Genomic DNA, 22,498 nt, shown 5'->3' on the forward strand with positions numbered 1-22,498 from the left:
GTGCCCGCGACGACCGTCACCCTGCTCGCCAAGCCCGGCTGTCACCTGTGCGATGTGGCGCGCGACATCATCGAGGATGCCCTGCTCGACTTCCCGCAGGTCGAGCTCGTCGAGCACTCGATCCTCGATGATCCCGAACTCTTCGAGCGGCACCGCAACGACATTCCCGTGGTGCTCGTCGACGACGTCGTCCACACCATCCACCGCGTCGACTCGACCCGGTTGCGCGCGGCGCTCGCCGCGGAGGCGCCCTGATGTGCGGGCGGTACGCGAACACGAAGAGCGGTGAGGAGCTCGGCGCCTACTTCGAGGCCGACGAGGTCGACGCGGTCGCGATGCCGGCGAGCTGGAACATCGCGCCCACGCAGCAGGTGCCCATCGTCGTCGACCGGGTGCCGAAGAACGACCCGGACGGGATGCCCTCGCGCCTCGTCACGGCGGCGCGCTGGTCGCTCGTGCCGCGGTGGGCGACCGAGCTCGCCTCGAAGTATCCGACGTTCAACGCGCGCAGCGAGACCGTCACCGAGAAGGCCACCTTCAAGAACGCCGTCGTGCGCTCGCGTGCGATCCTGCCCGCCGACGGCTACTACGAGTGGCACACCGTCGAGAGCTCGAGCGGCAAGCCGCTCAAGACCCCGCATTGGATCACCGATCCGGTGGAGGGGGAGCTCGCCTTCGCCGGGCTGTACTCGTGGTGGCGGCCGCCCGCCGCCGAGGGTGCCGAGCCGGAGCCGTGGGTGCTGACCGCGACGATGCTCACGCGCGCAGCCCACGGGCCGGCGGCGAGCATCCACGATCGAGCGCCCGTCATGCTGCCGCGTGAGGCGTGGGACGCCTGGCTCGACCCGACCGTCGAGGGCGATGCCGCCCTCGTCGACATGGTCGTCGCCGAGAGCGAGACGGTGCTCGAGAGGCTCGAGCTGCACGCGGTCGCACCGCTGCGCGGCGACGGGCCGCACCTCATCGAACGGGTGTAGCGCGCGGGCCGCGCGGGCCTTGCGTCAGCACTGCGCCCAGAGCCCGAGCCGGGCATCCCGCGCCTCTCGTTCGGCCGCGCGCAACTCGTCCCAGTAGCGATCGTTGGGCTCGAAGAGGACGGCCTCAGCGGCGCCGCGCGCGACGAGCTCGAGGTTCACGAACGTGCCGTCCTCGGTGTAGAGGTACAGCAGCTCGCGGTCGTAGGGGTCGCGCGGGTCGAGGTCGTATTCCACGCGCAGCACTGCGCCGACGGGTGCGAGGTCGGCGAGGAGTGCCTCCGCCTCCGGCCCGAAGCACTCGACCTCGGGGTGCACCTCGGGGGTGTCGATGCCGATGAGGCGCACGGCGAGCTCCTCGCCATCAAGTGCGAGGCGCAGAGTGTCACCGTCGGTGATCGAGAGGACGGTGCCCGTCGACGTCGCACGTGCGTCGTCACCGATCGACGGAGCCTCGCCGCCGCACGAGGCGAGCCCGAGCAGGAGCCCCGCGACCGTGAGTGTCGCTCCAAGGGAGACGGGCGAGAGCATGCTGTGAGGCTACCGGGCACCCTCCGGCACCCCGAACGGGGCGGGTTAGGCTGACCGCACCGCACGCACCGAAGGAGGTGGGTCGACGTGAGCCCTCGCGAGACAGACCTGGACCCGCGATACCCGACCGCCTTTCAGCGCGGCGGGGCCGAGGAGACTCCGCCACCGGCCGCGGCATCAGAGACACGTGCCGTTCGGTCGGACTCCCCGAGAGGCCCGGTTCTCGATGCTGGCGTCGCTGTGCCGGCGTCGACGCAGCGGCACCGCCCGACGGCGCGTGCGCTCGACGACCACGCGCACTTCGAGATCGTCGTCGCCGGCAACCCCTGGCTGCGTGCACTGTGGGCCGTGGGTGGCCTCGCCCTCGCTCTCGCGATCGCCCTCACCGTGTACAGCGAGTACGCCTTCAGCGTCGCGCCCGGCATCTACGATCCCAGCACCTACGTGGTGCCGCGCATCGCGCAGATGCTCGCGCTGCCGCTCAGCATTGCCGGAGTCGTCGCGCTCACGGCCGCGGCGAGCCTGCGCATCGTCGCCTGGCGCCCGAGCGGGGCGCGCGACGCCGAGGAGTAGCTCCCGACCATCCGCTGTGCTCTCAGTGCTGGCACTGCGGGCAGAACCACGTGATGCGCTCGGTGAGGGCGTCGTCGCCGAGGGTTCCCCGCTGCACGGGGGTTCCGCATCGCCGGCAGGGTTCGCGGTCGCGGTGCGCGACCCACAGTCGGCGCCCTCGACGCGTGTCGCCCGTCGTCGTGCGTTCGACTCGGTCGCGGTTGGCGCGGATGAGGCGCACCGCCAGATCGAGCGCGGCAGCAGCATCCACCTCGCCCACGGTGCGCTCGGGGAGGATGCCGCGCAGGAAGAGCGTCTCGTTGCGGTAGTCGTTGCCGAGGCCGGCGATGATGCGCTGGTCGAGCAGGGCGAGACCGAGGGGCCGAGTCGGGTCGGCGGTCAGGCGGCGCAGCGCCTCCTCCCGGTTCCAGTCGTCGCCGAGCGGGTCGGGCCCGAGGTGGCCGACGAGCTCCTCCTCGCGGTCACGCGGCGCGATGTCGAGCTCGCCCAGCGCGAAACCGACGGCCTGCCAGGGGTGAGCATCCCCGCCTCCGGAGGCCACGTCGAGCACGATGCGCGCCTCGAAGGCGGGGCGGCGCCACCGCGTGCCCGGGCGGTAGACGTGCCACGAGCCCTCCATCTTGAGATGCGAGTGCACGACGCTCGGCCCGATGCGCATGATCAGGTGCTTGCCCCGCGCGACGACAGCGTCGACGACCTCGCCGCTCAGATCGACGGTCGCGTGCTGGGGCACGCGCACGTCGCTGCTGAGCACCGCACGACCCTCGAGCGCCTCGGCCAGCCGACGCGCGGCGCGATGAACGGTGTCTCCCTCCGGCATGCTCGGCGCCTCAGACCCTGAGCCTCAGGCCCTGCGGCGTGGCGACGAAGCCCGCGGCGGTCAGGGCGTCGGCGAGAGGTGTGCCGAACACGCTCTGCGAGTTGACCCGCTCCACCCGCACGCTGCGCAGTCGGGCACGCACGACGGCGGCGAGCTCAGCGGCGGCGGCCTCGAGCACGGCGGCGTCGTCCGTGAACGTCAGGGCGCTCTTGCCGCCGCGCTCCAGGTAGACGGCGAGGTGCCCGTCCACGAGCAGGACGATCGCCCCCGCCTTGCGGCCCGCGCGGTGACCCGGCGAGGCTCCCCGTGCGGAGTCGGCCGAGTCGATCTGGACGGCCGGCCAGGGCAGCGCAGCGCCGTAGGGGTTGGCCGGGTCGCTCGCGGCGAGCACTACGGCGCGCAGCGCCGGGGCGGCATCGGGGTCGCGCGAGTGCGCGCGCACCCGGTCGACGGTCGCCGGCGTGGCGAACTGGGCGGCCCCGAGGTGCTCGACGAAGTAGCCGCGGCGCACCCGGCCGGCCTCCTCCATTCGGCTGAGCACGCGATACAGCAGCGCGAAGCCTCCCACGACCTCCTCCGCCTGCGCGGCACCGCGCGTGATGACGCCATGCCGTTCCAGGAGGGTGTCGGCGAGATGCGCTGCTCGCCGAGTCGCGTCCCCATCACGGTCGGGCAGCAGCGACCACCGGCCCGCCGCGATCGGCGGCCCCGTCCGAGAGACGGAGGCCGGGCGCGCGTACCCGCGATAGCTGCGTGAGCGCGGTGCGCGCCGAGGAGTGCTCGCCCGCTGGCGCGTGGCACCGAGCATCACCCGTACGGGCGCGAGCGTGTCGTTCGTCAGCAGGCCGGCCCACACGAGCTGCCAGAGATCATCGGCCAGGGCGGCATCGTCGACGCGGTCGAGGCCGTCCTGGCTGTTCACGACGTCGGAGAGCTGGCGGAAGAAGTAGGCGCCACCGCTCGAGAGCGCGGCGAGGATCGCCTCCTGCGACAGGGTCGGCTCGGTCGGTGCGGGGTCGTGCAGGCTCAGCGGCGCCGTCTCGGGCAGGTGCAGGCTCAGCCAGCCGTCGTTGCCGGCGAGGGAGCCCTCTCCCGCCCAGACGAGCTCGCCCGCGGCGGTGAGCTCGTCGAGCCAGGCGGGGGAGTAGTCGCGCACACGGCTCGGCAGAACCAGGGTCTCCCATGCACTCGCGGGCAGAGCCGCGCCCTGCAGCTGCTCGACCGCCTGCAGCACGCCGTCGAGCCCGCGCAGCGTGCTGCCCACGTTCTGCCACGAGGGGAGGAAGCGCCCCAGTGTGCCCGCGCTCACGGGCTCGATCTCCGAGCGCAGGGCCGCGAGGCTTCGCGTGCGCAGCCGCCGCAGCACCTCGACGTCGACCCACTCTGTGCCGCTCGCGCCCGGGCGGAACTCGCCCTCGAGCACACGCCGCTCGCCGGCGAGCCGGCGCAGGGCATCCGTCACCACCGCGATGCCGAGCCCGAAGCGGTGCGCGACGTCCTGCGCGACGAACGGGCCGTGGGTGCGCGCGTGGCGCGCGACGAGGTCGCCGATCGGGTCGGGCACGCTCTCCAGGAACGCGGTCGGCACACCGATCGGCACGGGGGTGCCGAGGGCGTCGCGCAGCCTCGCGGCGTCCTCGACGATCGCGTAGCGGGACACCCCCGCGATCGACACCGAGTGGACGCGGTTCGCGCGACCCAGCTCGTGCAGCCAGCCCGAGACGACTTCGGCGCGGCCGGGCGGCTCGGCCGCGAGCTCGACGCCTGCGCGCTCGACGAGCTCCTCGAGCGAGAGCGGCCCGAGGAGGCGAAGCAGGTCGACCACGCCCTCCGCATCGCGAGCCCGGCGATCGGGAGCCAAGCGCTGCAGCTCGGCCTCGGTCTGCAGGATGACCGTCGGGTCGAGCACCTCCCGCAGCTCCGCGCGGCCGAGCAGCTCGGCGAGGAGGGTCGAGTCGATGCTGAGCGCCGCAGCGCGACGCTCGGCGAGCGGGCTGTCGCCCTCGTAGAGGAAGGCGGCGACATAGCCGAAGAGGAGGGAGCGCGCGAAGGGGGAAGGCGTCGGCGTCTCCACCTCGACGAGGCGCACCGATCGCTGGCGGATGCGATCGGTGAGTTGCGTGAGGCTGGGCAGATCGTAGACGTCGCCGAGAACCTCCCGCACGGTCTCGAGAATGATCGGGAAGGCGGGAAACTCGCGGGCGACCTCGAGCAGCTGGCTCGCACGCTGCCGCTGCTGCCAGAGCGGGCTGCGCTGGCTCGGGTTGCGCCGCGGCAGTAGCAGGGCGCGCGCGGCGCACTCGCGGAACCGGCTCGCGAACATCGCCGAGCCCCCCACCTCGACCGTCACGAGCTCGTCGAGCTCGTCCTTCTCGAACAGGAAGAGCTCGGCGCCCGGCGGCTCGCTCTCCGTGTCGGGCAGCCGCACCACGATGCCGTCGTCGGCGGCGATCGCCGCGCCATCGAAGCCGTGGCGCTCGCGGATGCGCGCCGACACGGCGAGGGCCCAGGGCGCGTGCACCGCAAGGCCGTACGGCGAGTGCAGCACGAGCCGCCAGTCGCCGAGCTCATCGCGAAACCTCTCGACGACAAGAGTCTCGTCGGTCGGCAGGTGACCGGTGGAGGCGGCCTGCTCGGTGAGCAGAGCATCCAGATTGAGGATGGCGCGGTCGTCGAGACCCGCGGCGACGAGGCGCTCCCGGCGACCCTCCGCGGTCGCCGCGCCCAGCTCGCGCGTCGCGGTGCCGAGCGCGCGCCCGAGCTCCGCGGGCCGCCCCAGGCCGTCCCCGCGCCAGAACGGCACCTTGCCGGGCTGCCCGAACGCGGGCGTGACGACGACGCGGTCGTGCGTGATCTCGTCGATGCGCCAGCTCGTCGCCCCGAGGGAGATGACGTCGCCGACCCGCGACTCGTAGACCATCTCCTCGTCGAGCTCGCCCACGCGACGACCGGCTCCCTCGCCGGGCAGGAAGACCCCGTAGAGGCCGCGGTCGGGAATGGTGCCGCCGCTCGTGACGGCGAGGCGCTGAGCACCGGGTCGACCGCTGAGCTCGCCTCGTACGCGATCCCACACGATGCGCGGCCGCAGCTCGGCGAAGCGGTCGCTCGGGTAGCGGCCGCTCAGCAGGTCGAGCACGGCGTCGAAGGCCGAGCGCGGCAGGCCGGCGAACGGAGCACTGCGCCGCACCGTGTCGAACCACTCCTCGACGTCGCACGGTTCGAGCGCCACGTGGGCGACCGTCTGCTGAGCGAGCACGTCGAGCGGGTTCTGCGGAATGCGGAGCTCTTCGATGAGGCCGCTCACCATGCGCTCGCTCGTGACGGTCGCGTGCAACACGTCCAGCCGGTGCTTGGGCATGAGCACGCCCGTGGAGACCTCCCCGACCTGGTGGCCGGCGCGGCCGATGCGCTGGAGCCCGCTCGCCACGCTGGGAGGCGCCTCCACCTGGATGACGAGGTCGACCGCTCCCATGTCGATGCCGAGCTCGAGGCTGCTCGTCGCGACGACGCAGCGCAGGCGGCCCGACTTCAGGTCGTCCTCGATGTCGGCCCGCTGGTCCTTGCTCACCGAGCCGTGATGCGCGCGGGCGAGGAGGGGCTCGGCGCCTCCCGTCGCGCCGGCTTGAGCCATCATCGAGGCCGGTGGCGCCGTCGGGGGCGACGGTTCGCCAGCGAGTTGCTCCGCGTAGATCTCATTGAGCCGGGCTGTGAGCCTCTCGGCCAGGCGGCGGGAGTTCACGAAGACGATCGTGGACCGGCGCGCGAGCACGCGCTCGACGATGTCCTCCTCCACGTGCGGCCAGATCGACGGCGGCGGTGCCACGCCCGAGGTCGACCCCTCCTCCTCGACGGGCACGAGCGAGCCGGGCGCAGTCATGTCGTCGACAGGCACCGAGATCGTCAGATCGAAGGTCTTGGCGGCCGGCGGCTTCACGATCGTGACCGGGGCGGCCCCGCCGAGGAACCGCGCGACCTCCTCGACGGGCCGCACGGTCGCCGAGAGCCCAATGCGCTGCGCGGGGCGCGCCAGCCGGGCGTCGAGCCGCTCGAGGCTCAGCGCGAGGTGCGCGCCGCGCTTGGTTCCGGCGACCGCGTGCACCTCGTCGACGATGACCGTCGTGACGCCGTCGAGCGTCTCGCGGGCGCTCGAGGTGAGCATGAGGTACAGGCTCTCCGGGGTCGTGATGAGGATGTCTGGCGGGTTCTTCTGCAGGGCGCGACGCTCCTGCGTGGGGGAGTCGCCCGACCGCACCCCGACGGTGATCGGTGGCACGTCGACCCCGAGCCGTGCTGCCGTGCGCTCGACCCCGATGAGCGGGGCACGCAGGTTGCGCTCCACGTCTACGCCGAGCGCCTTGAGCGGGCTCACGTACAGCACGGTCGTGCGGGAGCCGCCCTCGGTCGCCGTCGCCGAGCGCTGCGAGGGGGTCGCGACAAGACGGTCGATCGACGAGAGGAAAGCCGCGAGTGTCTTGCCCGACCCGGTCGGTGCGACGACGAGCGCGTGGCGCCCGGTCGAGATCGCCTCCCACGCGCCCAGCTGCGCCGGAGTCGCCGCCGGGAAAGCTCCGGTGAACCACTCGCGCGTGGCCGGCGCGAAGCGACCGAGCACGTCGTCAGGCTCGGGGTCGGTCATCCCGCCATTCTGCCCCTCGGCACCGACCGCGAGCCTGACAGGATGCGCCCGGGCCGCGCTCAGGCGTAGCGGGCGCGCAGGAAGGCGAGCACGTCGGCGAGCTCGGGTTCGCTCACGCTGTGGCCGAGCCCTTCGTAGATGCGCGTCGTGAGGGTCGAGTGATGCGGCAGCCAGCGCTGCGTGGCCTCGACGAACGACGACGGGATCACCTCGTCGTGCGTGCCGCGCCCCCAGAAGACCGGGGGAGCGAGCTGCGCAAGCCGGTCATCGGCGGGGGCCTGGCCCGGCACGACGAAACCGGCGAGCGATACCGCGAACGCGAAGCGCTCCGGGGCGTGACGCAGCAGCTGGATGCTCATGGCCCCGCCCTGGCTGAAACCGAGCAGGCCGACCGACGTGGCCGAGGTTCCGTCGAGCCACTGCAGAAGGCCCCGGGCGGCGGCGTCGGCCCCCGCTGCGCGCTCCTCGTGCGAGACGTTCTCGAGCGGGTACCAGGAGTAGCCGGGGCCGGCGCGCAGGGGGGCGCGCACGGCGGCGATGACCGGGTCGAGGGGGAGGTGGGGGGCGAGGCCGAAGAGGTCGCCCTCGTGCGAGCCGTATCCGTGGAGCAGCACGAGCAGTGGTCGGTCGGCGCGCTCGCTCTGCGGTGCAGACCACAGCACGGCGCTCTCGTCGATTAGTTGCACGGCGCTCATTCCCCCATGGTGTCAGGTGCATCGTGTCTGATGCGCGCGGGAGGCCGCCGAGCGGGTGACAATGGAGCATGGCTACCGTGCGCACCCCCGACCCCAACCCGGGCTGGCTCTCGGATGAGGAGCTCGAGCAGATCCGCCAGCGACTGCCTCTCGTCTACATCGAGGCGGTGCCCGTGCGCGTCGACGGCATGGGCACGGTGACCGACGTCGGAGTCCTCCTGCGCGCCACCGACTCGGGCAGCATCACGCGCACGCTCGTGAGCGGTCGCGTGCTGTACGGCGAGACTCTGCGTGACGCGCTGTTCCGCCATCTGGAGAAGGACCTGGGCCCGATGGCCTTCCCGCAGCTTCCCGCATCGCCCGTTCCGTTCGCCGTCGCCGAGTACTTCCCGTTCCCGAGCCCGACGCGGTTCTCCGACGACCGGCAGCACGCCGTCTCGCTCGCCTACGTCGTCCCCGTCACCGGAACGTGCGACCCCCGGCAGGATGCGCTCGAGCTGACGTGGCTGAGCCCGGCCGAGGCGGCGACCGATCGGGTCTCCGACGAGATGGAGGGCGGTCGCGGTGCCCTTCTGCGCTCGGCCCTCGCCTCGGTGGGCGTGCTGCCCTAGCGGCACGAGTTCCCTGTCGTACCCCTGTTTGGGGCCACGAGTACCCCCGTTCTAGGGACATGAATGAGGTTCATGGACCTCTAGGGTGAAAGACGGGGGCGGCGTCCGGTCGTCGCGCCGGCACGTCAACCCGGGGGCAGCACATGTTTCGACGATTCTCTACGCGCGTACTCGCGGCGATCGCGGCCGCGGGTCTCATCGCCCTCCTCGCGCCCTTCGTGACGATGCCGTCGGCGGTCGCAGCCGAGGGCGACCCCGACGAGCCCGTGCTCATCCAGTTCGAGAAGGAAGCGATTCCTGCCGCGCCCACCTCCGTCGGCCCCGGCCAGACGGTGACCTACCAGTTCAGCATCAACTGCTCCTCGCTCGAGACCGACTGCCTCGACCTCACGCTCGCCGACTCGGTGCCCGCGCCGCTCGAGCTTCAGTCGGTCACCATGGCGACGCAGGTGCCGCCCATCGACGTGCAGATCTCGGGCAACGCCTTCACGGTCGAGGTCATCGACGATCTGGGAGGCGGCTTCACGGGCATGCAGGCCGGCACGGGCGTGCAGATCAGCGCGACCGCGACCGTCCCCTCCGACCTGTCCGCCGACTTCGACGGAACCCTGCTGCCCAACACGGCGACCGTGACGGTCAGCAACCGAGAGGACCTCGCGCTCGACCCTCCGCGCCCGAGCCTCGTCGAGTCGAGCGCCGAGGTGCTGCTCGCCGTGCCGCGCGTGCTCGGCTCCGACACGACCAAGTCCGTGACCCCCGCCACCACCCCGGCCGTGCTCGGCCGCACCGTCGCCTTCGACCTGGGGGCGACCAACACGAGCAACGGCTCGGTCGACGAGCTCGTCATCCAGGAACCCGCAGACACCTCCTCGACGATCCTCGACTACGTCGAGATCACGGGCCTGAGCGGGCTCGAGCTCCCCGCGGGCGCCGATCGTGTGCGCGTGGACTGGTTCGACGGCGCCGACTGGACGTCCGGCACGCCCGCGGCCACAGCCGCCCTTCCCACTGGAGTCGACACGGCCGACATTCGCGGGCTGCGCATCGTCTTCTCGTCGAGCACCGGGCGGGTCGACCGGGGTGCGACGGGTGGCATCACGATCGACGGCGAGCTCACGGCGACCGCGGCCGCTGTCGCCTCGACCCTCACTCTCACCAACACGGCGAGCTCGTGGGTGCGCTTCGACGCGACGACGACGAGCCCCGAGCCGGCCGCCGACACGATCCGCCTCGACCCCTCGAGCATCGCCCCTCTCGCGACCAAGCAGTTCGAGAACGCCTACGTGATCGGCGGTGCGTTCGAGCGCGTGACGATCGGAGGCCAGAACGGGGGAGACTTCGCGCTCAAGGAGCTCACGCTCACCGAGCCCGCGCCCGGCTCGACCTCGCTCGCCGATCAGGGCCTGAGCTTCGACAGCTGGGTCGACGCCGATATCGAGTGGCCCGTGAGCGCCACGAGCGCCGAGGTGAGCTACTGGTACGAGGGCGATGCCGACTTCAGCGCGCCCGTCACGACGACCACCGTCGACACGCTCCCGGCCCCGGTGGATGCTGCGCTCGTGCAGAGCGTGCGGGTCCGGTTCCTCAGCACGCAGCCCGGAGGCATGACGCCCGGGCAGTACGCGTCGCTGCCCTTCCGCGTGGTCACGGATGCCGTCGTGAGCGACGAGACCACGACCAACCAGGTGCGTGTCGACGTCGTCGCTCTCGACGACCAATCGGCCTCCGCCCTGGCCTCGGACGACCTCACCCGTCGCACCTCGCGCGTGAACACCGAGGTCGAGAAGATCATCAGCCCCGACGAGCTGTACAGCCTCGAAGGTGCGACGACGCTCATCTCCCTGCCCGGCCGCATCACGCCACTGCCGGCGACGGCAGTCGATCCTTCGTCCTCGACGGTCGGTTCCGTCGCTCTCGTCATCACCGACCCGCTGGAGACGAGCGCCGACGAGTTCTACAACTACTTCACCCTCACCGACATCGTGGCGACAGCCGTTCCCGCGAACACGACTCTCACGGTGGAGTACTTCGACGGGTCGACGTGGAGCGTGCTGCCCGGCGCCGACGGGCTCCTCGGCCCGTCCTTCCTCACGACGAGCATCGATGCCGGCGTGCGCGAGGTGCTCCAGGGCATCCGCTTCAGCTACCAGCACGTCGACTACGACACCTCGGGCACGCTGCTCAACCCCGGCTTCAGCGCGCAGCCCAACCTCCGTTTCGCCCTGCGCGGCGAGCTGCGCGACGGAACGGGCGAGGCCGCGTCGGCCACGCGCACCGCGTCGATCAGCGTCGACAACACCGTGCAGGCCCGCGTGTCGAACCCGGTGGCGACGCCCTCCGAGGCCACGGACGACGCCGTGGCTCCCCTCCTGCTGCTGCCCACCGTCGACAGCGGTGACGGCTCGGGCGGTATTGCGGCGATCTCCAAGGAGTGGCAGCCCGTGGCGAGCACGGGCTTCGAGGCTGTGAATGCCCGCAGCGCCGATCAGGCGACGGCGCGCATCTCGTGGGGCACGGCTGGCACCTTCTTCGACTCGGTCGTGCTGTCCGACACCGCCACCGATCCTGCGACGACGCCCGTCGCCGACACCGTGTTCGAAGCCTTCGACCTCGTCCGTATTCCGGCGATCTCCAGCGGCATGGACGCCCTGCTGACCTTCGACCGCATCGCCGCGGTCGAGCTCTTCGTGCCCGGGTCAGGCTGGGTCGGGGCGACGGGCGACCCGTGCCCCGCGAGCTGCGACGGCACGTTCCCCGGGTACACGCTCACCGACGCCGAGAGCGCGGCGGCGACCGGGGTGCGCCTCATCGTCGAGGAGAGCCCCTCGCGCGGGTCGCGCATCGGCACCAACCCTGCGGCACCTCCCGTCGGCACGGGCGTCGCCCCGTCGATGGGTCTCGACCGCCGCGTCGACCTCGTCTTCGAGGTGCGCGACGTGCGCCGCTCCGACTCCGGTGTCGCCGTGCTCGGCGCCACTCGGGAGGCCCTGTACAACACCGCTGACTTCGGCGTCGTGAACAACACGGCGCGCTTCGAGGGGCGCGATGAGGCCGAGAGCGTGCTGCTGACGCGCACGGATGGCGACACGATCCTCATCTTCGATCAGCCGCTGACCGTCGAGATCACGAAGAGCTGGGTCGACGGCCCGCTCGGCACCCCTCCCGGCGGCACGCCCCAGGCGCTCTACCCTCGAGCCCGCATGACGATCGACGCGCAGAACACGTCAGTGTCGAAGGTCGATGAGCTCTCCATCCTCGACCCGGTCGCGGGTACCACTCCCTTCGAGTCGGTCAACCTGTACGATATCGTCTCGCTCAGCGTGCCGTCGGGGGCGACGTCGACTGAGGTCATCCTCGAGCGTGAAGGGGCGGCGTTCACCTCCTACACCCGCTCGGCCGCCCTCGCGCTCAGCGCGGCGCAGCTCGCCGATGTCGTGGGCATCGAGGTCGTGCACACGGGGCGCATCGATGTCGAGGCCTCCACACGCCTCGTCGTCGACACCCAGCTGCGACAGGACCTCCGCAGCACGCCAGGCACGCGCGTCAACAGCACGACGAGCGCCATCGTGGCGAACACTGCCGAGGCCACGATCACCGACCCGGGCGGTCTGACCGACCCTGCCGAGGGAGAGACCGACAACGTCCTCACCGCGCAGGCGAGCGCGCAGGTCACGGTCGAGAACCTCTCGTACGCGGTCACGGCGACCAAGGGAATCCAGGCAGACACGACGGCGACACCGACCGTGCCGGCGACGCAGTTCGAGGGCAACTCGCGCACCGCGACGGTGACACTGACCGGTCAGCCCTCCGGCAACGTGCGCTCGACCGACATGGTCATCGAAGACCTCACCCCGTCGTTCTGGAATGCGTACAACTTCAGCGGATTCTCCTCTCACTCGTTCGCTGCGCCGCTCAACCGGGTGAAGGTCGACGTCCTCGTCGGCGTCGACTACGTCGTCGATGGCTCCGGTGGCATCACGGCCGAGTGCAGCGGATCCGCCGTGCTCGACGCCTGCTGGGTCGAGGGGTCGTTCGGCTCGACGCTCGAGCTGCCGTCGCTGCCGTCCGGCGCCGTGACCGCCGACATCCGCGGAATCCGTCTGCACTACACGCGCGCCGACGGCGCGGCGTGGGAGCGCCCGTACAACCCGCTGCAGACAGTGCGCTTCACGGCGACGCGGCGTGACCTCCTGGTCGCCCCCAGCACCGAGCCGGTGCCGTCGACCCTCTACATCTACTCAGAGCCTGCTCCCGGGGAGACCGAGGTTGGCGTCTTCACGAACGACGTCGAGGTGACCTCGTGGGCCGACAACGGCGCGGATGCTCCGCTCTGGCAGGCGACCGACGACGACACCCGGCAGATCCTGTTCCAGCACCGCCCGGCCGAGGTTCGCGTCATCAAGACGCCTTTCGGCCCGCTCACCCTGGGCGCTCCGATCCCCTACGAGATCACGGTGCGCAACCTCGGCACGGGCCAGGACAAGGACCTCGCCGAGCTGCAGATCGTCGACCTCATCCCGGTCGACGGCACCGGGCCGATGCTCGAGCTCGGCATCGATCCCGAGACGGGCACGCCGTACGAGCCCGAAGACCTCATCGAGATCTCCGTCGTCGACGAGTCCAGCCAGTCGGTCGCGGCTCCCTCGTTCACTGCTGACCTCGGGGCGAGCGCGTCCGGCGGCCAGCCGCTCACGATCACGCCAGACCCCGCGTTCATCCTCGAGAAGGGCTGGACCCTCACCATCTCGGCGCCGCTGCTCTTCCGCCAGTTCCTGCAGGCGGGCTCCGAGACGTCGGACTTCGTCGTCAACAGCGCGATCGTCACGAGCGACCAGGAGTTCGATCGCTGCGAGTACTCCACGAACGGCATTCTCGAGCCCGACCCGCAGCTCGAGGTATCGAGCTGCACGGCTACCACGAAGGTCTGGGCGCTCCCGAGCGCGCCCATGAACATCGTCAAGGGAGTGAAGGGCGTCGGCGCTGGGCCCCTCGACATCAACGGCGACCCCGTCGTCGACCCCGTCACGAGTGCGCCCTACGACGATCTGGGCGTCATCCGCACGGTCAACAACGGCGTCGACTGCAGCGCTCCCACTCTCGCCGTGGACGGCAAGGACTACTACCGCTACCCCTGCGTGCCCATCACGCGCCCCGGCGGCACGGAAGAGTGGGCCGGCAACTTCTTCAATGCGGGCAACGTGCGCGTCTTCGAGGTCGTCGCGATCGACGTGCTCCCGAGGGAGAACGACCGCGGCGTCATCATCAACGACAACCGCAACTCGCGGTGGACGCCGACGCTCACCGAGCGACCGCGGCTCGTCGGCTGGCCCGATGAGGCCCTCACGGTCTACTACACCGATCGTCTCGATCTCGCGACTCCGGCGTGCAACGGCGCCGACATTCAGCGCGAGCTCGGCATGTCGCCCAGCTCGACCCCGCCGATGGTCGAGCAGTACTGGCCCTGCATCGACAGCCCGAGCACGGGAGGCATCCCCGACCGGGATGACCCTGTCGACGGCTGGCAGGTCATGCCGGCGGTGCCCGACGCAGCGCTGCTCGAGAGCGTCATCGCGCTCAAGTTCGTCGTCGACCTGACGGTCGGCGTCGCCGAGGCCGACCAGGGCCTCCTGCCGGGCGAGGACATCTCGATCGTGTACCGCTCGGAGACCGCGCGCGAGCCGGTGCTGCGCGAGACCGACGCGAACCTCGACCGTGACTCGATCGCCTACAACTCGATCGCCGGTGCCGCCCGCGGCCGCGACGGCGACAACGACCTCCCCTACCGCTTCGTGACCGAGCCGCGCAAGGTCGGCGTCGCTCTCGCGACGGGTGCTCTCGACCTCGCGAAGATCGTCGAGGGAGAAGGAGCCTCGTTCGCACCAGGCTCGGTGCCGATCGATGTCGCCTGCTCGGTCGGCGGCGAGCCCATCTCGCTGCTCGACAGTGCCGGTGACGACCGCTCGCCCTTCACGATCACGAGCAACGCGGCGGCCGAGCGCATCCTCGGCATCCCGCTGTATGCCGAGTGCGGCATTAGCGAGGCGGGCACGACGGGTGCCACCTCGATCACGACGCTGCCGTCGACGGTCACCGTGCGGGCGCTCGACTACAGCCCCTCGACCGTCTTCAACCCGCGCCCCGCCTTCGCCGAGCGCCCCGCGATCCAGCTGAGCGAAGTCACCAACACCTACGACCTCGCCGGGCTGACGATCTCCAAGTCGGTGGACATGAACGGGGCGGTCAACGCGGCTGGCGACCCGATCATGCAGACCAGCTTCACCTTCTCGATCGCCTGCACGTTCGACACCGGGTCGGGCGCGCAGCCGATCGCGGTCTCGCCCTCCACCTTCACCCTCAACGACGGCGGCTCCCGCAGCTACACGGGGCTGCCGGCCGGCGCGGTCTGCACAGTGACCGAGACCCAGTCGCGCGGTGCCACGGTCACGAAGGTCATCACGACGGGCGGAGCGGCCGCGGCGCCGACCGCCGGCACCTCGGCCATCGTGACCCTGGCGCCCAACGACGGCGCGGGCGAGCCGACCAACGCGGTCGACTACACCAACAGCATCCCCGTGGGCTCGCTCACCGTGACCAAGGCGATCACGGGAGCCGGCGCGACCGACCCCTACGACTTCGGCGACGGCACCTTCACCGTTCTCGTCAACTGCACGCGCACCGCGTCGACGATCGCGCCCGCCACGCAGCCGCCGGGGGCGAGTGCCACGGCGGTCTGGTACGGCACGCTCACCTTCAGCGCGTCGACGCAGCTCAGTCAGACCATCGACAACATCCCCGCGGGGTCGACGTGCGCCATCACGGAGCAGCAGAGCGCGGGCGCCACGCAGGTGACGAACCCGAGCAACGTGACGATCTCGGGCAACAGCACGGTGAGCCGCACGGTCACCAACCGCTACGACCTCGCCTCCGTCACCGTGGGCAAGACGGTTCTCACCGACGCCGTCGATGAGAACGACGACCCGGTGTACCCGGCCGACCCCTTCGCCTTCGCGGTGTCCTGCACCTTCCAGGGCGACCCGGTGCTCGCCGACGGCTTCGCCGCCGCACCCATGACATTCGCGCTGCGCCACGACGAGACGCGCACACTCACGGGTCTGCCCGCGGGCGCCTCGTGCACGGTCTCCGAGACGGAAGACCAAGAAGCGGACTCGACGTCGATCGCTCGCACGGTGGGAGGCTTCTCGACCTCGATCGACGGCACGTCGACCACGATCGCCTCTCTCTCCGCGAATGGCACGAGCCCGGTGACCCGCAACACGGTGCAGTTCACCAACCGCTACGGCGTAACGAGCTTCACGATCGCCAAGGACGTCATCGGAGGGGGCGTCGGGCAGTTCGCCCCCGAGTCCGTGACGGCGAACGTCGTCTGCACGAGCCCGCTCGTCGGCGAGTCGTTCAACGGCGACGTCACGGTGCCCGCCGACGGCTTCGTCACGATCGAGAACCTCGCCGACGGCTCGACCTGCGCGGTGTTCGAGCGCGACCCGCTCGCGACGGGCGCCGATGCGCACCGCATCGTCGACGACGAGGGAACAGTCATCGACGGCACCGGCATCGTCGTGACATCCGGCGCGCCCGCGTCGGTGACCCTCGAGAACTACTACCTGACCGGCTCGGTGGAGATCTCCAAGACCGTGCTCGGGGCGGGAGCCACGTACGGCGACGGACCCTTCGAGGTGACGCTGGCGTGCGTGCGCGACGGCGTCGACGTGACGATCGCAGGCGGAGCGACGCGCACTCTCGCCTCGGGCGGTACCGCGAGCTACACGCTTCTGCCGTCTGGTGCCGCGTGCACCCTCACCGAGAGCGACCCGGCCGGCGCGACCTCGAGTCGCATCCTCGATGCGGAGGGCGGTGAGCTGACCACGGACGTGGCCACCGGCCACACGTTCACCGTCGTGGTCGACGACTCCGAGCTCGTCGACGACCAGGTGCAGCCGGCTCTCGAGGTCGAGAACACGTTCGAGCTCGCGAGCCTCGCCGTCACCAAGACCGTCTCGAGCGACGCTGTCGACGCTGCGGGCGCAGCCATCGACTACGGGCCCTTCCCCATCGCCGTCGCGTGCACCTTCGAGGGCGACGCCGTCTACGGCACGGGCTACGACGCGGAGACGCCGATGCAGCGCAGCCTCGCCGACGGTGAGACATGGTCGCTGAGCGGCCTGCCCGACGGGGCCCGGTGCACAATCACCGAGACCGACACGATGGACGCGGCGCAGACGCGCGTCGTGACCGTCGTGGACGGCGGGGGGTCCTCGACGATCGTCGCCGATGCCGCGGTCGTCACCCTCGGCACGAGCACGACCGCCGAGATCGAGAACGACTACACCGTCGGCTCGATCGAGCTCGCCAAGTCGGTGGTCGGCGCGGGCGCCGACGCATGGGCGGACGCTCCTGTCGAGATCGACGTGACCTGCGAGCTCGACGACAGCACCGGTCTGCGCACGGTCTTCACCGATACGTTCACGTTCGCGCGCGGCGACGAGCCCGTGACGATCGAGAACCTCGCCACGGGAGCCGTGTGCACCGTGACGGAGACTGCCACGGGCGGAGCCTCCTCCACGACCGTGACCCTCGCGGGTGCCTCGATCGACGGCTCGATCGTCGACGGCGTCACGGCGGACGTCACGATCGGGAACGAGCCCATCGACGTCACGGTTACCAACACCTTCGCCCTCGGCGAGGTCGAGGTCGAGAAGGAGCGCGTGGGGGAGGGTGCTGCGACGTGGGGCGCTGGGCCGTTCGAGGTCGAGCTCACGTGCCTTCGTGACGTCAACGGGATCGAGCAGCAGCTCGAAATCCCTGGCGGAGCACTGCGCGAACTCACCTCCGACGGCTTCTACCGTGCGACCTACGAGGGTCTTCCCCTCGACGCCGACTGCTCTCTCGTCGAGACGCGCGCGGCGGGCGCGACGAGCACGAGCATCGATGTCGATGAGGTCACCGTCTCCGCCGAGCCGGTCGGCTTCACGGTGACCAACACCTTCGACGTGGGGGGCGTCGTCGTGGAGAAGACTTTCGCGGGCGACGGCACCGGCACGTTCGTGCGGGGATCCTTCGAGGCGAGCCTTGCCTGCACGCTGCCGATCGATGGCGTCGTCACCGCCCTGGAGATCCCGGGAGGTGCGGCGCGCGAGCTCACCGAGCTCAACGGTTACCGCAACAGCTGGGAGCAGATCCCGGCGGGTGCCGACTGCACGGTGACGGAGACCCGCACGGGCGGTGCCACGCGCACCGACGCGACGGCGAGCGAGTTCGTCGTGGTCGCCGACGAGGATCACACCGTGGGACTCGAGAACACCTTCCTGCTCGCGGCCTTCTCGGTCACGAAGGACGTCACGGGCCCCTTCGCGAGCGAGGCCACTGACGCCACGTTCGTCATCGAGACCTCGTGCCTGTGGGACCGCGACGGTGAGCTTGTGCCCCTGTTGCCGGGCGACTGGATGGACGAGGAGAGGCTCCCAGACGAGGGCACCCAGGAGGGCGCGACCGACGAAGGCGGGGAGTCGGAGGAGAGCGAGCCGGAGCCGGAGCGTCCGACGAGCATGGTGTCGCAGATCCGCGACGGCACGACCGTGATGTTCGAGAACCTGCCGGCGAATGCCGTCTGCTCGATCTCGGAGGTGGACAGCGGCGGAGCCACCGCCCAGGTCGTGTGGCTCGATGGCGTCATGCAGCTCGGTGATCTCACTCTCGCCGACGGGCTCAACGACTCGACGCTCTCCAACGTCTTCCTCACGACGCTCGCCCTCACGGGTGTCGAACTCGCCGCGTGGATCGCGCTGGTCATCGCGCTGCTGCTCGCGGGAGCAACCCTCGTCGTGATCAGTCGGCGCCGCGCTCACGCCTCCTAGCGAAACGGCGCCGCTCCCCACGAGGGGGAGCGGCGCCGCCGTGAAGGAGCTGCCGGGTCAGAAGAACCGGATCAGGGCTGCCGGGTCAGCGCCCGCGGCGCTGGCCGCCGGTGCTGTTGGAGCGGACGACCTGGCCGACGCGGATTCCGCCGCCGGTGCTGCCGGGAGAGGATGCCCGGCGCGAGCCCTGGCGCGCACGAGGTGCTGCCGGCGCATCGCTGTGGCGCGGTGCCGCGGCGCGAGCCGGGGCGGCGTCGCCGCGCGTGCGTCCGGCGTCCGTCGACCGTCCGCCGTCGGCGCGAGCCGCGCCGTCACGACCGGAGGCGCTTCGGCCGGAGCCGCCGCGACGCGATCCGCCGCGCTGGCCGCCGCGGCCTGCGCCGCCGCCGTCACCGTCGCGACCGGCGCGCTTGCGCTGAGCGTTGGCGCCCTGCGAGCGGCCCCCACCCTGCACGGGCGGGCGCAGCACGGAGGGGAGGTCGGCGAAGGCGACGGGAGCCGCGACCTCGCCGGTGAGGCGCGTGACGGCCTCCGAGCTCGCGGTGACCTGCTGCGGCTGCACCTGGATGGCGGCCTTGCGCAGCAGCATCGCGGTGTCGCGGCGCTGCTCGGGCAGCACGAGGGTGACGACGTCGCCCGCGGCGCCCGCGCGAGCGGTGCGGCCTGAGCGGTGCAGGTACGCCTTGTGCTCCATGGGCGGGTCGACGTGGATGACGAGCTCGATGTCGTCGACGTGCACGCCGCGCGCGGCGACGTCGGTGGCGACGAGCACGCGCACGCTGCCGTCGCCGAAGGCGGCGAGGTTGCGGTCGCGCGCGGGCTGCGAGAGGTTGCCGTGCAGGTCGACGGCGGGGATCCCGTCGGCCGTGAGCTGCTTGGCGAGCTTCTTGGCCTGGTGCTTGGTGCGCATGAAGAGGATGCGTCGACCGGAGCCCGAGGCGAGCGTGGAGACGAGGCGCTTCTTCTCGTCGACGCCGGAGACCTCGAAGACGTGGTGGGTCATCGCCGCGACGGGCGAGTTGGCCTCGTCGACCGAGTGGGTCGTGGGGTTGTGGAGGAACTGCTTCACGAGCTTGTCCACGCCGTTGTCGAGAGTCGCGCTGAAGAGCAGGCGCTGGCCGTCGGTCGGGGTCGACTTCATGATGCGCGTGACGCCGGGCAGGAACCCGAGGTCGGCCATGTGATCGGCCTCGTCGAGCACGGTGATCTCGACGGCGTCGAGGGTCACGAGGCGCTGCTTCATGAGGTCCTCGAGGCGGCCGGGGCACGCGACGATGATGTCGACGCCTGCGTTCAGCGCCTGCACCTGGCGGTGCTGCGAGACGCCGCCGAAGATCGTCGTCGTCGTGAGGCCGTAGGCCTTCGCGAGCGGCTCGAGCACGGCGTTGATCTGCGTGGCGAGCTCGCGCGTCGGCGCGAGCACCATGCCGAGCGGTGCGCCCTTGCGGCGCGGGCCGCCCGCGAGCCGCGTGCCGAGGCGCGCGACCATGGGGATCGAGAAGGCGAGCGTCTTGCCCGAGCCGGTCTTGCCGCGGCCGAGCACGTCGCGCCCGGCGAGGGTGTCGGGCAGGGTGTCGACCTGAATGGGGAATGCCTCGGTCTTGCCCTGTGCTTCGAGCACCTCGACGAGGGGGTATGGCACGCCGAGCGTGCGGAAGGTGGTGGTCATGGGATGGTGCCTTTCAGTGTTCCACCCCCACCAGATCTGGCGCACAAGGGCGCTTGCCTGGGGTGACAGTCACACTTCGCGGCGAATCTGACGGGGTTTCCGTCACACTGCGCGCAGCGTTGATGTCCGTGCAGAGCACGAGGGTGATGGTTGGCGACGGCGGCGATGGCCGCAATCAGTTCGCCGTGAGAAAGTATCGATTCGCTGCGCGCGAGTCAGTGCGCGATGTACGAGAAGAGGAAGCGTTCTACGACGCTGGGAGCCCATCGATGGGCTGTCCAATACGTCAACCGTAGCAGGTCGCCTTCAGGATGAGTCCAGGAGTGTGTCAGAGCGTGAGGCTGCCGTTGCCGTAGCGCTCGCCGACGGGGATCTCGATGTCGACGACATTGCCGGCTGGAGCGAGCGGGCAGGCCCATGCCTCGTCGTAGGCGCACGACGGGTTGTAGGCGAAGTTGAGGTCGAGCACGAGCGACCACGGCGCCCGGCCTCCCCCGAGATCGGCGCCCTTGACGGTGTCGAGCACGTAACGGCCGCCCCCGTAGGTGCCGCCGGGCTCGCGCGAGAGGTCGTCGCGCACCGGTACGAAGAGGCCGCCGCCGTACGACGCGAGTCGCCAGACGTCGAGAGCGCCGACCCCGGGCACCTCGACGAGCCCGAGCCGCTCGAACGGCACGACCCCGTCGGTGCCGGTCTCGACGTCGAGGCGCCGTGGCTCAGCATCCTGAATCACGCACTCGAACCGCCACGCCGGGTCGTACGGTGTGACGCGCAGGCCGGTGAACGCCTCGCGGTCGGCAGGCAGCAGCGGCGAAGCGGGGTGATGGGCGAAGAGCTCGTCCCGCGCGCGCCGCCAGTGGTCGTGCGCCGCGGGCAGGTCGGTCGCCTCCCGCACCTCGGCGTAGAGCGCCGTGATGCGTCGGCGCCAGTCGGCTACGGCCAGCGCGCTCACCGCGCGCTCGGGAGCGCCGGATGCCGCGCTCACGCCGACCCCTCCGGCGAGGTCGTCGCCCCGAACTGCGCCGCCCAGCCCGGCGCGAGCCGCCGCAGCTGGCGCGCCCGCAGCTGCCAGAAGACCCAGAACCCGAGCCACGCGAACGGCGTCAGCAGCCCCGCGCCCACGTCGAGGGTGTCGCGAAAGCGGGTGCGGCCGTCGCCGGCATCGCTCACGGCCATGCGATGGTGCCACCGACGCACGATGCGCATCGCGCCCGTGAGCGGGCGACCCTCGTCGTGCACGACGCGTTCGCCGGGCAGCATCTCGTCCGAGAGCCGGATGAGTTGAGTGCCCATCGGCAGCATGCCGAGCATCCTCAACCGCACCCGGTGGTCGCCCCCGGGCCAGCGCTGCGGAAAACCGCCAGGCTCGAGGGACTGCGCCACCGTGATCGGTCCCGAGACCGCCTGGAAGACCGCGGGCGAGTGCACGGCCTCCCACGCCGCGTCGGGCGGGCAGTCAAGCAGCAGGTTCAGTCGCACACGCATGAGCCCAGTGTGCGGCACCTCGCTACGATCGACCTGTGACCACAGCATTCGACGCCGCCCCTGAGGCTCAGGAGCGCTACCAGGTCCGCCTCGATGTCGGTCTCGACGGCGCTCGCCGCATCGGCGAGTCGGCGCACCTGCTCGTCTGGTGCGACGCGCTCGTGGGCGAGGTGTGCCCGGTGGATGCTCTGCCTCCCCGCCTCGAGATCATCGACGCCACTCTGGGCTCCGTCGGAGACATCGCTCGGCGACTGCTCGCGCTGCAGGCAGAGCGCGGCGAGCGCACGATGGTCGCCGTCGTCGCGGCAGGCTCGCCCGTCGAGGCGCCGGACGGTCTCGCGGTCGAAGACCTCCTCCTCGCCGGCGCCGTCGTCGAGGCGCTCGGCGCCGTCGGCATCGACGCGACGAGCCCCGAGGCGGCTGCCGCCTCCGCCGCCTACGCGGGGTTGCGCGGTGCCGTCGGCCACATGCTGAGCGCCTCGGTGGGCGGTCGAGCGCTTGCGAGCGAGGCCGGGCCTGAGGCGGTCGCGGCCGCTCGGGAGCGCCTCGAGAGCGGCGAGCTGCGTATCCTGCGGGAATTCAGCCTGCCCGCCTAGCGTTCCTGCCCATGGAGCGTGCCGCTTCCCGGCGCG

13 protein-coding genes are annotated in these 22,498 nt (G+C 71.2%); 6 read left to right on the forward strand and 7 right to left on the reverse strand.

Annotated elements, in window-relative coordinates; translation table 11 throughout:
• Nucleotides 1-255 (forward strand): glutaredoxin family protein, encoded by a 255-nt coding sequence (locus tag HUJ41_RS00850; RefSeq protein WP_179872950.1) that lies wholly within the window; start codon nucleotides 1-3, stop codon nucleotides 253-255.
• Nucleotides 255-977 (forward strand): SOS response-associated peptidase, encoded by a 723-nt coding sequence (locus HUJ41_RS00855; protein ID WP_179872951.1) that lies wholly within the window; start codon nucleotides 255-257, stop codon nucleotides 975-977. Before HUJ41_RS00850 ends, HUJ41_RS00855 begins: the two co-directional genes overlap by 1 nt.
• A 24-nt stretch (nucleotides 978-1,001) precedes the next feature.
• Here HUJ41_RS00855 and HUJ41_RS00860 read toward each other — a convergent pair whose 3' ends face one another.
• Entirely contained in the window at nucleotides 1,002-1,505 is a 504-nt protein-coding gene (locus HUJ41_RS00860) for a thermonuclease family protein (RefSeq protein WP_179872952.1), read from the reverse strand.
• Nucleotides 1,506-1,745: 240 nt separating this feature from the next.
• Here HUJ41_RS00860 and HUJ41_RS00865 point away from each other — a divergent pair, with 240 nt between their 5' ends.
• Nucleotides 1,746-2,078 carry a hypothetical protein gene (locus HUJ41_RS00865; protein ID WP_179872953.1) on the forward strand — a complete coding sequence of 111 codons (333 nt, stop codon included), beginning with the start codon at nucleotides 1,746-1,748 and terminating at the stop codon, nucleotides 2,076-2,078.
• A 22-nt stretch (nucleotides 2,079-2,100) separates the two neighbouring features.
• Here HUJ41_RS00865 and HUJ41_RS00870 read toward each other — a convergent pair whose 3' ends face one another.
• From HUJ41_RS00870 to HUJ41_RS00880, 3 genes are read right to left on the reverse strand one after another with little or no spacing between them, the layout of a single operon-like run.
• Nucleotides 2,101-2,898 (reverse strand): Fpg/Nei family DNA glycosylase, encoded by a 798-nt coding sequence (locus HUJ41_RS00870; protein WP_179872954.1) that lies wholly within the window; start codon nucleotides 2,896-2,898, stop codon nucleotides 2,101-2,103.
• A gap of 10 nt (nucleotides 2,899-2,908) precedes the next feature.
• Nucleotides 2,909-7,534: an ATP-dependent helicase gene (locus tag HUJ41_RS00875; RefSeq protein ID WP_179872955.1), complete on the reverse strand. Its 4,626-nt coding sequence runs from the start codon at nucleotides 7,532-7,534 to the stop codon at nucleotides 2,909-2,911.
• A 59-nt stretch (nucleotides 7,535-7,593) separates the two neighbouring features.
• Nucleotides 7,594-8,229: an alpha/beta hydrolase gene (locus tag HUJ41_RS00880; protein ID WP_179872956.1), complete on the reverse strand. Its 636-nt coding sequence runs from the start codon at nucleotides 8,227-8,229 to the stop codon at nucleotides 7,594-7,596.
• 68 nt (nucleotides 8,230-8,297) lie between these two features.
• Here HUJ41_RS00880 and HUJ41_RS00885 point away from each other — a divergent pair, with 68 nt between their 5' ends.
• Nucleotides 8,298-8,840 (forward strand): NUDIX hydrolase family protein, encoded by a 543-nt coding sequence (locus HUJ41_RS00885; protein ID WP_179872957.1) that lies wholly within the window; start codon nucleotides 8,298-8,300, stop codon nucleotides 8,838-8,840.
• A 143-nt stretch (nucleotides 8,841-8,983) separates the two neighbouring features.
• Entirely contained in the window at nucleotides 8,984-18,712 is a 9,729-nt protein-coding gene (locus HUJ41_RS00890) for a DUF5979 domain-containing protein (protein WP_179872958.1), read from the forward strand.
• Between the two features lie 85 nt (nucleotides 18,713-18,797).
• On the opposite strand, the gene HUJ41_RS00895 is transcribed toward HUJ41_RS00890, so the two are convergent.
• From HUJ41_RS00895 to HUJ41_RS00905, 3 genes are all read right to left on the reverse strand, one after another.
• The gene (locus tag HUJ41_RS00895) at nucleotides 18,798-20,381 is read right to left on the reverse strand and encodes a DEAD/DEAH box helicase (RefSeq protein ID WP_179872959.1); all 1,584 of its coding nucleotides are present in this window, start codon (nucleotides 20,379-20,381) and stop codon (nucleotides 18,798-18,800) included.
• A 328-nt stretch (nucleotides 20,382-20,709) separates the two neighbouring features.
• Complete coding sequence (locus HUJ41_RS00900; protein WP_246299275.1) at nucleotides 20,710-21,366, reverse strand: DUF1684 domain-containing protein; 657 nt, start codon at nucleotides 21,364-21,366, stop codon at nucleotides 20,710-20,712.
• Nucleotides 21,363-21,866 carry a hypothetical protein gene (locus HUJ41_RS00905; protein ID WP_179872960.1) on the reverse strand — a complete coding sequence of 168 codons (504 nt, stop codon included), beginning with the start codon at nucleotides 21,864-21,866 and terminating at the stop codon, nucleotides 21,363-21,365. Before HUJ41_RS00905 ends, HUJ41_RS00900 begins: the two co-directional genes overlap by 4 nt.
• 35 nt (nucleotides 21,867-21,901) lie before the next feature.
• On the opposite strand from HUJ41_RS00905, the gene HUJ41_RS00910 reads away from it, so the two are divergent.
• Entirely contained in the window at nucleotides 21,902-22,462 is a 561-nt protein-coding gene (locus HUJ41_RS00910) for a hypothetical protein (protein WP_179872961.1), read from the forward strand.
• Nucleotides 22,463-22,498: the final 36 nt, after the last annotated feature.

This window comes from Microcella indica (genome assembly GCF_013414345.1).
Taxonomy (GTDB): Bacteria; Actinomycetota; Actinomycetes; order Actinomycetales; family Microbacteriaceae; genus Microcella; species Microcella indica.